A 13,822-nucleotide genomic window follows, 5' to 3' on the forward strand; every position below is an offset into this window, starting at 1 on the left:
GAAGGAAAAGAGATTGGCTGAAAAAAACGAACCGTTGCTGGAGGTCCGGCATCTGGAAAAGCACTTTCCGGTACGCAGGGGCTTAATGCGTCGCACGCAAGGTTACGTGAAGGCGGTAGACGATGTCACCTTGTCCTTCGCCAAGGGCGAGACGGTCGGGCTGGTCGGCGAAAGTGGCTGCGGCAAGACCACAACGGGTCGGTCGATCCTGCGGCTGATCGCACCCACGAGTGGCGAAATTCTCTTTTCCAGCAAAGAACTGGCGCGGGACGGGGAAGCAACCCGCCGAGTCAATGTCGCCGATCTTCCGGATGAAGATCTGCGCCGGCTGCGCCGGGACATGCAGATTATCTTTCAAGACCCCTATACTTCGCTGGACCCACGTATGGCCGTCGCCGACCTCGTGGGAGAGCCACTTTACGTCCACGGGATCGCACGCGGCAGCGAACTGCGCGACCGGGTCGAGAGTCTGCTGATTGCGGTAGGGCTAAGTGCGGACCATATGCAACGGTTTCCACATGAGTTTTCCGGCGGTCAGCGGCAGCGGATCGGCATAGCCCGTGCGCTTGCGCTACGTCCGCAATTCATCGTGGCCGACGAGCCGATCTCGGCACTTGACGTGTCCATACAGGCTCAGGTGGTGACGCTGCTGCAGGACCTTCAGGAAGAATTCGACCTTACGTATTTGGTGGTGACACACGACCTGACCGTCGTCCGCTACATGAGCGACCGCGTGGCGGTGATGTATCTGGGCCAGATCGTCGAGATCGCGAAATCCGAAGAACTCTTCGAGCATCCCCGCCATCCTTATACCGAGGCGCTGCTATCGGCCATTCCCGTGCCTGATCCGAAGACACGGGTTAATCAGATTCTGCTCGAAGGCGACGTTCCCAGCCCGCTCAATCCGCCATCGGGTTGTCGTTTCCATACGCGCTGCCGGTACGCCAAGGACATCTGTCGCAAGGAAAATCCGGAATTCCGCGCCATGGGCGAGGAACACTACTCGGCGTGCCACTTCGCCGAAACCCTGCCGCTCAAGCCGTTCGGCAAGAGCTAGATCACCGGGCCGGACCTCGGCCTTTTGCTTCGTTTTCCGGCAATGGACAACGCTTTCAAAGCTGCGGCTTGCTGAAATCAACGGCAATAACCCAGAGGAATGAATACGCTAAATGTTCATATTGGACAGGCTGTTAAGCGAGTGAAACTCTGCAATCGGTACTTCGGGTGTCGAAGCGACATGGCTTCAATGTTGTACGGCACATCAACAGGGAACCCACGGTTCGGAACAGAATCCTAGACCCACTGCTACCAGTTCCGGTCCCGGGTAGATGAAAGGACGGATCACATGAAAATGGGACGAATTAGATTAACTTTGGCGATAAGCGCAGTGCTTCTAGGCGCGAGCTTTTCAAGCGCTCAGGCCCAGGATCCGAAAATGGGCGGGGAACTGCGTGTGGGCATCGCCCGGGATGTCGTGAACATGGCCCCTTGGCTGTCCCAAGGCGCGAGCGTCTACATTATTCAGCAGAACGTCTACGACAACCTGATCAACTATGACGACGATGGCAACTTGGCGCCGGAATTGGCTGTTTCCTGGGAGGTCGTCGACCCGCAGACATACGTGATCCACCTGCGCGAAGGCGTCGTGTTCCACGACGGCGACACCTTCGATGCCGAGGACGCAAAAGTTTCGCTCGATATGATGCGCGACCCGACTGGAACCTCGGCGCTGGCGCCGCAGTTGGCCGACGTCGAAGAGGTGAACGTGCTCGATCCCTACACTGTTGAACTGAAACTGAGTCAACCAAATGTCGTCGTCTTCTCGGCGCTCGCCTCGTCCACGGCGCATATCCTCAGTAAGGAATGGCTTGAAGCCGGTCACGACCTGAATACCGAAATGAACGGCACCGGGCCCTTCATATTTTCGGAATTCGAGCCGGGCGTGCAGACTGTGCTGGTGAAGAACGAGCACTACTGGAAAGAGGGCATGCCCTATCTCGACAAGGTGATCGCTGTCCCCTACCGCGACGACAGCGCAAGAATCAACGCACTGCTCTCGAGTGAAGTGAACTTCATCGAGTATGTTCCTTACATCGAGTTCGACCGCCTGAAGCAGGACGATGCCTATTCGATGTATGCCGGCGTCGGTCCGTACAACTTTCTGCACCTTAACGTCAACGAACCGCCCTTCGACGACGCGCGGGTGCGTCAGGCTTTGAATTACCTGATCGACCGTGACCTACTGATCCAGCTAACGGCCGGCGGCGCGGGTGTTCCGATCGAAGTGGGGCTGCTGCAACCCGACGACCCCTACTACAATGAAGATCTCGCGCGCTGGAAATTCGACCCGGACAAGGCGCTGGAACTGCTTCAGGAAGCCGGTTACGAAAACTTCTCTGATATATCCTTCGTGCTAACCTGCTCGACCGTGACGGTGCACAAGGATCCGGCAGAGGCGATCCAAGCTACTTTGCAGGGCTTCGGCATGAACGTCGAGATCAAGTATATCGACGTGCCTACCTTGCTGGATTACCGCCAAAACGGCGGCTATGTCGCGATGATGGATGGTCAGTCCGCTGCCTACCAGGATCCGGACGCCTATTCCGCCTATTTCGAAACCGGCGCGCCCGGCTATTCCACTGCCACCGACTTTTCCGACGAAACGCTCGACGAACTTCTGGCCAAAGGTCGGGTAGAAAGCGACTTCGAAACGCGTAAGCAAATCTACCATGATTTCGAAGAGCGCCTACTCGAACTGACGCCGTGGTATTTCGGTTACTTTCGTCCGCAGGGCGAAGCGATGGAGGCCAAGGTCAAAGGCTATCGGCGCTGGCCTGGCTTGCTCGGCGCCCATTCGACGAGCCGCTTCGAATACGTCTGGATCGAAGAATAATACAAGAAAGGTGCGAGATGGATGACGCGGCCGGTCGGCCGATCCGCCTCGCACCGCAGCCAAGTTCCAGGGGAAGGTCAATGCCCGGACAAGCCAACCAACGCAGGAGCTGGCGAGAAACGCCTGTCTCAGTCTTCTGCCGAGCGCCGAGATCCCGGTCGACATGATCAACTACATAATCAGGCGTCTTGTTCAGACTGCCATCACCACCTTCATCGTCGTTTCGCTAATCTTCTTTCTGGTGCACCTGCTGCCGGGAGACCCGGCGCGCACGATCCTGGGCGGAATGACCGCGCAGCCGACGGCCGAACAAATCGCCGCCGTCCGGGAACAGCTTGGCCTGGACCGGCCGCTGCACATCCAGTACCTGACCTATCTGAGAGACCTCGCTCGCGCAGATTTGGGAGAGTCTCTGGTCAACAATCGGCCCGTCCTCGACGATATCTTACTTCGGGTTCCACGAACGTTGCAGATCGCCGTTCCGGCGCTGATTCTTGCGACGATTGTCGGAATTCCCCTCGGTGTAGTCGCCGCCCGGCGCCGCCGACGCATGGGCGACTTGGTCATATCGACCATTTCGGTCGCCGCCTTCTCGCTTCCGTCCTTCGTGAGCGGCCTGCTGTTGGTCGTAGTCTTCTCGATCAACCTACAATGGTTGCCGGCGAGTGGCTGGGTTTCGCCCGCCGATGACTTTGCGGGATTTCTGTCCCGCATCATCTTGCCGACCATCGCACTGGCCGTTGCCCCGGCAGGCCTCATCATGAGGATGATGCGGTCAAGCATGCTAGAACAACTGGGCCAGGATTATGCGACCACGGCTCGCGCAAAGGGGCTGACTGACCAGAAGGTCGTCTACGGTCACGTCTTCCGAAACTCGATGATGCCGGTAGTCACCTCGCTGGGGCTGCAGGCCGGATTTCTCTTCACCGGAAGCGTAATCGTCGAAAACGTATTCAACTGGCCGGGCATCGGGAACATGCTTTTGGATTCAGTCCTGAACCGGGACTACCCCGTCATTCAGGGTATGGTCCTCGTAGTCTCGCTCGCCTTCGTCCTAATCAACCTCATCACCGATCTGACTTACGGCCTGATCGATCCGAGGATTCGCTATGATTAAACGGTTCCGCGCGACTTTCCGCCTCTTATTGAAATCGCCTCAATTCGTAGTGAGCCTGATCTTACTGTCGGTCATTGGCTTTCTCACGGTCTTTGGCCCGCTGATCACCCCCTGGGAGCCATGGAGCATCGATGCCACAAAGCGGTTTGCAGGCCCATCGCTGCAGCACTGGCTGGGCAATGACGAGTTCGGGCGCGACATCTTCAGCAACATTGTTTACGGCGCAAGAATCTCACTGATCGTCAGCATTCTCAGCATGACCTTCGCCAGCGTCGTGGGGGTGATCATCGGTATGGTCGCCGGCTACTTCCGTGGCGCCTGGGAAATGCTGGCAATGCGTGGAACCGACATCATGCTGTGTTTCCCGCCGATGCTGATGGCGATCTTCCTGGTGGCATTGACCGGGCCAAGCATCGTGAACCTAGTCTTCGTGATCGGGATCCTCTTCATTCCGCGTTTTGCCCGGATTGCCTACAGCAGCACGCTATCGGTCGCCGAAATCCAATATGTAGAGGGTGCGCGCGCGATCGGGGCGCGGAATTGGTTTATCCTCCTGCGGCATATCCTACCGAACATTCTTGCGCCGCTCTTCGTGCAATTCTCGCTGGGCCTAGGTTCCGCAATCCTGATCGAGTCGGGTCTTAGCTTTCTGGGCCTCGGACCTCCTCCGCCGGCGGCTTCGTGGGGTCGGATGATTTCTACCGCGCAGCGCTATCTGTCGGTCAGTCCGTTCGGCGTGCTATGGCCCTCGATCTTCATCTCGGCGACGGTGATCGCAGTCAACCTCCTAGGCGACGCGCTTAGGGATACGCTCGACCCGCGCATCCGCAACCGGTCGGAGTGAGATGATGGCCTTCGGCTCCATTACAACCCGGGAAACCATTACGGCGCGACTGGCCTTTTCGGCCGCAAGGCGCACCGCCCGCAAACGAAGACACATGACACAATAGGACAGAGGTTACGAAAATGTCGTTCACTTGGAAAGACGCCCGGCTAGGCTACACAGTACGCAAACGCCCACCGACTCCGAACCTGGATCTGGAGCGGTTTAAGGACCTGTTCACCTCAAACTGTTCGGACATCATGGGCAAGCTCATGACCATGGATCACCGGATCAAACCGGTCTTTCCAGTGGAAAAGCCGGTGATTGGCCATGCGATCACGGTCATGGTGCACCCCGGCGCGAATACCATGGTCAAGAAGGCGATGGAAATGGCAGAGCCCGGCGACATTATCGTCGTCAACGACTGGTTCGACCGCAACAACGCGCTGCTCGGCGGGATCATGGCCGAGATGGCCGCGGCGAAGGGCATCGCGGCCTTCGTGACCGACGGTCTGGTCCGCGACAAGGAAGAGCTTGAAGAAGCCGGTGTGCCGGTCTTTGCTCTTGGCCTGACTCCAATCGCGCCAGCTGCCTCACGGCCGATGGGGCAGATAAATACTCCGATCAGCTGCGGCGGTATCATCGTCCACCCGGGCGACATCATCATGGCCGATAATACCGGCATCGTGGCGATCCCCCCTGCGGACGCCGAACTAGTTCTGGAACGCGGCGAGGCGCTAATCAAAAAGGAATGGGACTGGTTACACCCGGAAGAGCCGGGAAAGTTTGCCATCTACGACGCGACCAATGCCGAGCTTGAGCGCACCGGTTGCGAGATTGAACCGGGCGCCTGAGCGGCAGGCCGGACCGACCAAACACTAATTACAGGGCGCCCGTTGCCGTTCGACGGATCGGGGCCCATCCACAGCAGACCCGACATCCCTACCCGGCGCCGATCGACGCCGACCGGAGAAGGCGTGTCGTCAAAGGAGCTCTCCATGGATCAACCTGCAAAACACGAACTGGCCCGCATGACCTATCGCGAGGCCGAAATGGCCTTCAAAAAGAACCCGGTGATCCTGATCCCGATGGGCTCGACCGAGCAGCACGGACCACAAACGCCGACCGGCGATTTCCGCCTGGCCAATGCGCTCTCACTCGAAATGGCGAGGCGCACCGGGGCGATCAGCGCCCCTGTCATTCCCTTCTCCGAGGGCGCTGCCGCACGGGATTTTCCTGGTGCCGTCGCATTGCGACGTGAGACGCTCTATAATCTGGTCTGGGATGTCTGCCGGGGTTTCACGCGCTTCGGGCTCGATCATCTGATGCTGGTCTCGGGAGATCACGGCAACGTGCCGATCCTGGAAAACCTGATCCGGGACTTTAAGGATTCCGAGGGTATCCGTATCTCGATGGTCGAGCAGTACCGCTGGTTCACCCCGGAATGGCTGGAAGAGATCTACGAGCGTCCCAACCCGCCGATCGGCCACGGCGGCGACCCGATCATGTCGCTTAATCTGCACCTTTTTCCCGATGACGTGCGCAGTGATCTGATCGAGACCGAGATCAAGAATGATTTCCAGGGCCTCCGTGCCACCAGTTTCACCCAGATGACCTTTGGCAAGCACATGTTCTATTTGCCAGTGGATTACAGCGAATTATCCCCGAACGGCGTCCGAGGTGACGCCTCGATCGCCAGCAAGGAGGTGGGCGAAAAGATCTTTAATGGCCTGGTCGATAAGGGCGTAGAGATCGTCGAGCGTTTTAAGCAGGTTGATACTCGCTGCGAGGCGAAGCCGTGGTGACCGAGCGCCCGGCCAGCACCACCGTGACTGGGCCGAAAAAACTCGGCCGGGACACCGCCGGCCACGTAGAATTCGGAGCGCACCTGGAACCGGCGCTCCGGGTTCGACAGGGGGAGATCTTTGCAGTCGAGACGCTCGACAATTGGTTCGACAGCCTGAATGAACCTGGAGCCAGACCGGATCTGACCAAACCTCCAATCGGCGCACTGCAGGTGTTTCGGGCAAACCCCGTGAACGGCCCGATCCACGTCGAGGGTGCCGAGCCTGGCGATGCGCTGCGCGTGCATATCCACGATATTGCAATCCGCGACTGGGGTTGGACCGGCATGCTAAAGGCACGCGGCATGACCGGCACGCTCGCGTACTTTGCAGAGATCGATGAGGACTTCGCCACCATCATCCGCCATGTGCCCGGCCCTTCCGGTACTTTCGCCGATGGCGAAGCGGTGATGGATGTCGGCCGCGAAGTTCGCTGGCCCCTCGCGCCCTTTATTGGCGTTATTGCGACCGCACCCGAGCGCGGCGTCGAGAATACCGTCATCTCGCAAGGCGCCTGGGGCGGCAATCTGGACGTACGCGACGTCAGCGCCGGGAATGTGGTAGAACTGAATTCGGCCCATGAGGGGGGGCTGCTGTTTGTCGGTGATGTCCATGCTTCGCAAGGGGACTCTGAATTCACGGGTATCGCCAACGAAACCGCTGCAGAACTGCTGCTTTCGGTAGAAGTCATGAAGGGCCGTCAGATCCCCGGTGCGCTCAGGATTGAGAAACCTAATAGCCTGGTGCAGGTCGAGAGCGCCCGCAATGCCGGCGGCCGTGACCGGGCATTAACCTGGGTCTTCATCAACATGATCCGCTGGCTGGTTGAGGACTACGGCATGTCAAAACGCGAGGCAGTGCTGCACATGACCGCGAATTCGCTGGTGCGAACACATATCTACCAGAACACGTCGGGTGCGTTCTGCTGCGGTGTCGAATTTCCGAAATCCTGTGTCTAACGCTCGCGCCACGCAATGACTGGATTCCGGAGATCACACCATGGACAATTCGAAAACTCTACAGTTTCCAGATCTGCGCGCTAAGGTCGCGCTCGTCACCGGCGCCAGTCGCGGCATCGGTCGCGACACCGCCATATTGCTGGGCACAGCCGGAGCTACGGTATATGCCGGAACCCGCGGTGTGCAGTCCGCACCTGATGGCACACGCTGGATTGCACTTGATGTGACTTCGGACGAGTCCGTCAGCAACGCAGTCACCCAGATTCTGGCAGAGACCGGCCGGCTCGACATCCTGGTCAATAATGCCGGCGTGATGGATTGTATTGCACCTATCGGTGAAAGCATGATCGGCACAGAGGTCAACCGTCTGCTAGACGTCAACGTGACGGGCGTCTTGCGCTGCATGAATGCGGCCATCGAAGCGGTTCGGGACGCGGGTGGCACGATTCTAAATGTAGCCTCAGGCGCCGCTAATAGGCCTTTCGATGGCTGGGCCGCCTATTGTGCCTCGAAAGCTGCCGTCGCGATGCTTTCCGAGGTCGCCGCGCTGGAAAACGCCGGCACCGGGCTGAAAGTCTTCTCGGTCAATGTGCCGGCCACAGATACCGACATGCAGGAAACCATCCGCCAATCCCGCATCAACCAGATCAGCCAGATCGCCAAGGCCGATCTAGTTCCGGTGCGGACGGTCACGCGGTTCATGGCAGCGCACTGCACCGAAAAGGCTCGAGAACTTGATGCCGTGACGGCCGACCCTCGCGATGAGGCAATCTAGGCTTACCTATCGGCCGATTGACGGGCTCGCAAGGAAACGTCGGTCCGCGATATTTGCCGCAACGGAGCGGTCGGTATATCCTGAGGTTATGGGAGGGTTCAGATCATTCCGGGAAGGGGGCAGATGAACTTTCGCCAGATGGAGATCTTCTATGCGATCATAACTACAGGGTCGGTCACCGCTGCAGCACGATCGCTTAACCTTAGTCAGCCCGCCGCGACGAAAATTCTGCGCCATGCCGAGGATCGTCTGGGTTTCAAGCTTTTTCACCGCATCAAGGGGCGGCTGCTGCCTACCGACGATGCAATGGTCATTCTACACGATGTTGAGCGGGTGTTTCAGGATGTCGTCACGGTCCGGCAAACCGTCAGCGATGTGCGCCTAGGTCGCACGGGCGCCTTGAGCGTTGTTGGAGTTCCGCCAGTCTGCCAGGTGGTCATTCCGAAGGCGATCGCGCGTTTCAAGCAAGACCGTCCCGAGGTCCAGATCAGTTTTGCGCAGCGCGAAGGCAATGCGGCAATGCAATATGTCGCAACGCAACGGGCAGATATAGGCCTATCCTTTCTCGTGCCTATCCATTCCAGCCTGCAATCCCAGACGATCTTGGAACGCGACATGGCCTGTATCGTACCACTAGGCCATCCGTTCGCTTCACGAAGTCATGTGACTGCGTTGGATATGGAAAACCAACCACTGATCACGTATCCCAACGACAGCAAGCTGAACCCATTCATCGAGGCGGCGTTCACCTCGAGTAGAGTAGAGATCCGGCATAGCATCCAAGCCACGTCGATACTTACGACCTGGGGCCTCGTTCAGCAGGGCGCTGGCGTGGGAATTGTAGAAAACATCTCTCAACTTGAGGATTTGTACTCGAACATCGCTGTCGTACCCTTCAAGCCGTCGATACCCATCCGGCTCGATGTTATTACGCCGAACATGAAACCACCTTCGCGGCTTGCGTCCCAATTCATTGATACCGTGCGTGACGTGCTTATGAAGTCTGTTCCGTGAATGGGTTTCGGACTGGAAACACTGGGGGGTGTCAGAAAGATTCTGACCGGCCTCGCGACGGTTTCGATTAACGGTTGCGCGACGGGTGGTTCTGACAGGGGCGGGCTTGGAGCGTGCCCTCCTAGGGTACAGTACAGCCGCGAGTTCCAGGCAAGCCCGACCAATTTTCATTCTCAGACGGGAAGCTGAAATGTTTAGCGCTGGCTTCAACCCGAAACGGCGACTTGCCGATTGCCAGTGCCATCCACTCGCACCTTAAGCGGTTCGCATCCTGACGATAAACATGCAAGCGACCCGCCCAAACGGAATGGATGATAGTGTACCGGGAAATGGTGCAACTTTGGTTTTCGGCCTGTTTTCGGCAGCAGTTACAGGGCGGCGTTGGTCGCCGGGTCCGCGGGTCAATGTCGCATTTGGCAGTGACTTTTTCAGGGTTGTGCAGCGGCGCGTGATCGTCCACGGAGCGTTTTGTTTTAGCATCAGCGCGCTACGAGGCGTGGGAACGGCGGCTCTTTAGGGGAACAGCAGTGGGAGAGGGAGAAACCTCCCATTTGGCCGGCATATGTTGTCCCAGAATCTGACCCGCGGCGAGGGATGTTTCCTGTTTCTTTCATCGCAACGAAATCTATATTTGGCGCGAAGATAATTTCATTGGGCTAATAGCGCTAAATATGGTATCTTTGCTGTTGTTGAAAACCGTTGAACCGAGAGGTTCCGTGTGTTCGTATCCCACACCTTCCGCCACGTAGTTTGACGTACTCTCGGGCCGGGCAGGCATCGAGTGCGATCCCTGCCTGTTGGGGCATGCCGTTACTGCCACAACACCAGCGCGTGTCTTTCGTGAATTTCCGCCTGTCCTTTTGGGAAGTGTTTCTTTGAATTTGGGATGGTTGGATTTGACTTGTAGAATGCGTTGAATGATTTTTCCCAAAGGTATTTCGCCAGGGCGCGGCCGAAAATTTCCAGTGACCTAAGTGAGGCAAAAAGAGAGCCGTCACCGTTGTCGCTTGTCGCGCTAAACTAGCGGCGGCCGACCGGTGAGAGGGTTTCGAAAGGAATGCCCGTCGCCGCCTCGTATTCCTCTTCGTCCCAGAAACCGATCAGGATGCCGGATTCCGCGGCCTTGGTCTGCCGCGCAAGAACGGCGGGCGTCGCGGTGATGCGGGTATGGTGGCGCGTGGCCCAGTCGAGCAGCGCCTGCTCCATACGGGTGCGTACCGCGACATGCTCCGCCGCCTCCGACGCACCCAGGTCGACCAGCTCCTGCGGATCGGTGTCCAGGTCGAACAGAACCGGACGGAACCCTTCGCAGCGGATATATTTCCAGCGCCCGTCGAAGATCATCTTCGTATGCGCGTTCTCCTGCGGCTGCTGCAGCGACCGGGCCATGTCGGACCAGTGGTAATCGTGTTCGCTGATCACGTAGCGCCGCGAGAAGCCGTCCTCGCCGTTAAGCAACGGGGTCAGGTCGCGGCCCTCGATGACATGGGGCTTCGGCTTGCACCCAAGGGCGTTCATGAAGGTCGGCGCGAGGTCGATCATCTCGACCAGCGCATCGGTGGCGGTACCGCGTGTCCTGTCGGCCGCCGGCCGCGGATCGGCGATGATCAGCGGCACCTTGACCGCCATCTCGTGATAGAAATCCTTGTCGCCCATCCAGTGGTCGCCCATGTAGTCGCCGTGGTCGGAGGTAACGGCGACGATGGTGTTCTCGCGAAAGCCCTTTTCCTCCATCCAAGCGAAAAGCCGGCCGAGATTGTCGTCGAGCTGCTTGATCAGGCCCATGTAGGCAGGGATGACCTGTTCGCGCACGTGATCGCGGGAAAAGCTGCGGCAGACGCGGGCCTCGTGATAGGCGGCGACCAGCGGATGGTCGGTGCCGCGCTCCGCCTCGGAACGAACTGGCGGAATGATGTGCTCGGGTCCGTACATGTCGTGATAGGGCGCCGGGACGATATAGGGCCAATGCGGCTTGATGTAGGACAGGTGGCACATCCACGGGCGCCCGTCCGCCATCGCCTGCTCCATGAAATCCATCGCCCGGTTGGTCATGTAGGCGGTTTCGGAATGCTCCTCGGGCACGTTGGCTGCGAGGCGGGAGTTCTTCAGCAGCCACGCGGAAAGCAGTTCGCCGTCAGCGTCGAGGCCGGAATTGGCGAAGTCCTCCCACGGATTCTCCGACGCGAAGCCGTGCGCGACGAGGTAATCGTCATAGGCCGACCATTGCTGGCGCGGGCTGTCCGGGTGCAGGCCATCATCGCGCTCGAAGGGCTCAAAGCCGCATTCGGACACACGCACGCCGATCTCGCTGGACGGGTCTATGCCCAGCCATGCCAGCCCTTCCGCATCGGCGGTCATGTGTGTCTTGCCCACCAGCACCGCCCGCGCGCCGGCCTCGCGCAGGTGATCGCCCAGAGTCGGCTCGCCCACACGCAGCGGCATGCCGTTCCACGTCGACCCGTGGCTGCGCACGTAGCGGCCGGTATAGGCCGACATCCGCGACGGCCCGCAGACGGGCGACTGGACGTAGGCATTGGTGAATCGCACCCCACGCAGGGCAAGAGCATCCATATGCGGCGTGTGCAGATGCGGGTGGCCGTAGCAGCTGAGATAATCGTACCGAAGCTGGTCGGCCATGATCCACAGAACGTTGGGACGATCGGTCATTTCGCCATTTCCATATCGAGCAGGTCGTCCGCCGGGGTGCGCAGGAAAGCCTCGACCCGGTCGAGCAGGGCAAGGAACTGGCGGATCTCGTCTTCCGTCAGCACCTCGCGCAGCGCGGCGCGGCGGCGGGCCATCACCGGGGCGGCGACCTCATAGGCAGCGCGGCCCTTGGCGGTGACCTCGACGATGGTCTGCCGCTTGTCGCGGTCGTCGCGGTGGCTGGTCACGTAACCCTTCCGGTGCATCTCGGGCAGGGCGCGGCTGAGGAGGGAATGGTCGGACTGCTGAATCGCCGCCAGATCGCGGATCGTCATCGGGCCGGCGTCGCACAGGTCCCAGAGCGTGCGCCATTCGACGATCGACAAACCACCGCCGAACTGAAGGAAGCGCTGACCCTGAACGCGGGAGGCTGCATAGACTGCGGGTAGTCGCGAGAAGATATTGAGCTCTTCCTGGGCACGCCTTTCGCGGATCCGCGCGGGATCAATGTTTTCTGGATCGGTCATCAGTCTCCTCCGCCTATGATAAAGCCCGAAAATATAATGCGTGACAAGTCATATAATTTTTGCCAGTCTTGGCTGAGCCTTCCTCAACTCATGTTCGGGGACCGGCCGCACGCCTGGAGGATGGCGTGCCAATCAGGGAGGAAAAGACTTATGAGGACCATGATTCTGGGTGCTGCGCTGGCGCTCTCGCCGCTTTCGGCAGCGGCTCAGGCGACGCTGACCGCCGAGACGACGACCCCCGGATCCACGCCGCACTACATCGATACAACGCTTGCGGCAGTTCTGGACAGCGCGGGCGTGGCCACTCTGCAGATCACCGAAGGCGCGACCCTGACCAATTCGGTTCAGGCGGTTGCCGAAGGGCGGTTGGACATGGCTCCAGCGCCGCTGATTCTGCCGTTCCTGCTGTCCAAGGGAATCGGGCCATACGCCGGTATCGGACCGGAGAAGGGTGCGGAACTGGCCGCGAACATCCGGGTTATCTTTTTCAACGCCGGTTCGGCGCAGCTGTTCGGGTATTATAACAGCAATCCCGTCGAGGACATTCGCAACCTTGAGGGACTGCGTATCTGGAATGGGCCGCCGCGTGGGGCGGCGCTGACCTCCGGGCGTGCGATGCTGCAGCTCCTGGCCGGAGCCAAGGACGGCGAGGGCTACGAAGGCGTTCAGACACCCTGGCCGGATACGGTCTCGACGATCACCGGGGGCGGAGCCGATGCCTGGACGATTCCGGAAGGCCTACCCTCGGGCCGTCAGATCGCGATTGCCGCGGTGGGCGGGATCACACTCTTCGACGTGCCGTCCGACTTGTTGAACAGCGAACTGGGCAAGCAAATCCTCGCTGCACCGGGCCATGCGCCATATTCGGTGCCGGTTGAGGATTTCCGCGCGGCTTATGCCGGCAATGACATCACAGTTATCACCGACGACGATACCTTCGATAGCTTCGCCACCGCGTTCGGGCAGATTGTGCCCGCCGGACTGGACGAACAGTTGGTCTACGACATCACAAAGGCGTATCTTGAGGGCGAGGACCGCTTTCTGAAGGGGTCGCCGCGCGGTCCCTACGCGATGATGAGCTTTGGTGACATTGACGGCGTGAGCCAGGGTGCTTGCGGAGCGGTGCAGATCAAGATGCACCCCGGCGCCATCCGCGCCTTCGAGGACGCCGGTCACACCGTCGCCGATTGTCTGCGCCCGTAAGGCCAGTTCGGGCGTGGCCGG

12 protein-coding genes are annotated in these 13,822 nt (G+C 59.4%); 10 read left to right on the plus strand and 2 right to left on the minus strand.

The window, feature by feature from the left end; translation table 11 throughout:
• The first annotated feature begins 13 nt into the window (after nt 1–13).
• From HCO70_RS02595 to HCO70_RS02635, 9 genes are all read left to right on the plus strand, one after another.
• Nucleotides 14–1,057, plus strand: coding sequence for an ABC transporter ATP-binding protein (locus HCO70_RS02595; protein ID WP_253913095.1), 1,044 nt, complete (start codon nt 14–16; stop codon nt 1,055–1,057).
• Nucleotides 1,058–1,435: 378 nt separating this feature from the next.
• Nucleotides 1,436–2,893 (plus strand): ABC transporter substrate-binding protein, encoded by a 1,458-nt coding sequence (locus tag HCO70_RS02600; RefSeq protein WP_172292782.1) that lies wholly within the window; start codon nt 1,436–1,438, stop codon nt 2,891–2,893.
• Nucleotides 2,894–3,056: 163 nt separating this feature from the next.
• Nucleotides 3,057–4,010 carry an ABC transporter permease gene (locus tag HCO70_RS02605; RefSeq protein ID WP_172292784.1) on the plus strand — a complete coding sequence of 318 codons (954 nt, stop codon included), beginning with the start codon at nt 3,057–3,059 and terminating at the stop codon, nt 4,008–4,010.
• The gene (locus HCO70_RS02610) at nt 4,003–4,854 is read left to right on the plus strand and encodes an ABC transporter permease (RefSeq protein ID WP_172292786.1); all 852 of its coding nucleotides are present in this window, start codon (nt 4,003–4,005) and stop codon (nt 4,852–4,854) included. The genes HCO70_RS02605 and HCO70_RS02610 overlap by 8 nt, the downstream gene beginning before the upstream one ends.
• Before the next feature lie 122 nt (nt 4,855–4,976).
• On the plus strand, nt 4,977–5,687 hold the full coding sequence (locus tag HCO70_RS02615; RefSeq protein ID WP_172292788.1) for an RraA family protein: 711 nt from the start codon (nt 4,977–4,979) through the stop codon (nt 5,685–5,687).
• 144 nt (nt 5,688–5,831) lie between these two features.
• A complete protein-coding gene (locus tag HCO70_RS02620) occupies nt 5,832–6,638 on the plus strand; it encodes a creatininase family protein (RefSeq protein WP_172292790.1) in 807 nt (268 codons plus the stop codon).
• Entirely contained in the window at nt 6,635–7,636 is a 1,002-nt protein-coding gene (locus HCO70_RS02625; protein ID WP_172292792.1) for an acetamidase/formamidase family protein, read from the plus strand. The genes HCO70_RS02620 and HCO70_RS02625 overlap by 4 nt, the downstream gene beginning before the upstream one ends.
• Nucleotides 7,637–7,676: 40 nt before the next feature.
• Nucleotides 7,677–8,411 carry an SDR family oxidoreductase gene (locus tag HCO70_RS02630; protein WP_172292794.1) on the plus strand — a complete coding sequence of 245 codons (735 nt, stop codon included), beginning with the start codon at nt 7,677–7,679 and terminating at the stop codon, nt 8,409–8,411.
• Between the two features lie 123 nt (nt 8,412–8,534).
• A complete protein-coding gene (locus HCO70_RS02635) occupies nt 8,535–9,425 on the plus strand; it encodes a LysR substrate-binding domain-containing protein (protein ID WP_172292796.1) in 891 nt (296 codons plus the stop codon).
• Nucleotides 9,426–10,445: 1,020 nt separating this feature from the next.
• Here the strand turns inward: HCO70_RS02635 and HCO70_RS02640 are convergent.
• Together HCO70_RS02640 and HCO70_RS02645 are read right to left on the minus strand one after the other, a co-directional pair.
• On the minus strand, nt 10,446–12,092 hold the full coding sequence (locus HCO70_RS02640) for a sulfatase-like hydrolase/transferase (protein WP_172292798.1): 1,647 nt from the start codon (nt 12,090–12,092) through the stop codon (nt 10,446–10,448).
• Nucleotides 12,089–12,598 carry a MarR family winged helix-turn-helix transcriptional regulator gene (locus HCO70_RS02645; protein ID WP_172292801.1) on the minus strand — a complete coding sequence of 170 codons (510 nt, stop codon included), beginning with the start codon at nt 12,596–12,598 and terminating at the stop codon, nt 12,089–12,091. Before HCO70_RS02645 ends, HCO70_RS02640 begins: the two co-directional genes overlap by 4 nt.
• A gap of 150 nt (nt 12,599–12,748) precedes the next feature.
• Between HCO70_RS02645 and HCO70_RS02650 the strand changes: the two genes are divergently transcribed.
• Nucleotides 12,749–13,801 carry a TAXI family TRAP transporter solute-binding subunit gene (locus HCO70_RS02650; protein ID WP_172292803.1) on the plus strand — a complete coding sequence of 351 codons (1,053 nt, stop codon included), beginning with the start codon at nt 12,749–12,751 and terminating at the stop codon, nt 13,799–13,801.
• The last annotated feature ends 21 nt before the right edge of the window (nt 13,802–13,822 follow it).

This window comes from Pseudoruegeria sp. HB172150 (genome assembly GCF_013184805.1).
GTDB lineage: Bacteria > Pseudomonadota > Alphaproteobacteria > Rhodobacterales > Rhodobacteraceae > Psychromarinibacter.

Excerpts from the sequence above, each read along its gene's own strand:
- HCO70_RS02640 (WP_172292798.1), bottom strand. The coding sequence starts at position 12,092 with ATGACCGATCGTCCCAACGTTCTGTGGATCATGGCCGACCAGCTTCGG.
- HCO70_RS02645 (WP_172292801.1), bottom strand. The coding sequence starts at position 12,598 with ATGACCGATCCAGAAAACATTGATCCCGCGCGGATCCGCGAAAGGCGT.
- HCO70_RS02635 (WP_172292796.1), top strand. The coding sequence starts at position 8,535 with ATGAACTTTCGCCAGATGGAGATCTTCTATGCGATCATAACTACAGGG.
- HCO70_RS02630 (WP_172292794.1), top strand. The coding sequence starts at position 7,677 with ATGGACAATTCGAAAACTCTACAGTTTCCAGATCTGCGCGCTAAGGTC.
- HCO70_RS02650 (WP_172292803.1), top strand. The coding sequence starts at position 12,749 with ATGAGGACCATGATTCTGGGTGCTGCGCTGGCGCTCTCGCCGCTTTCG.
- HCO70_RS02610 (WP_172292786.1), top strand. The coding sequence starts at position 4,003 with ATGATTAAACGGTTCCGCGCGACTTTCCGCCTCTTATTGAAATCGCCT.
- HCO70_RS02600 (WP_172292782.1), top strand. The coding sequence starts at position 1,436 with ATGGGCGGGGAACTGCGTGTGGGCATCGCCCGGGATGTCGTGAACATG.
- HCO70_RS02615 (WP_172292788.1), top strand. The coding sequence starts at position 4,977 with ATGTCGTTCACTTGGAAAGACGCCCGGCTAGGCTACACAGTACGCAAA.
- HCO70_RS02605 (WP_172292784.1), top strand. The coding sequence starts at position 3,057 with ATGATCAACTACATAATCAGGCGTCTTGTTCAGACTGCCATCACCACC.
- HCO70_RS02620 (WP_172292790.1), top strand. The coding sequence starts at position 5,832 with ATGGATCAACCTGCAAAACACGAACTGGCCCGCATGACCTATCGCGAG.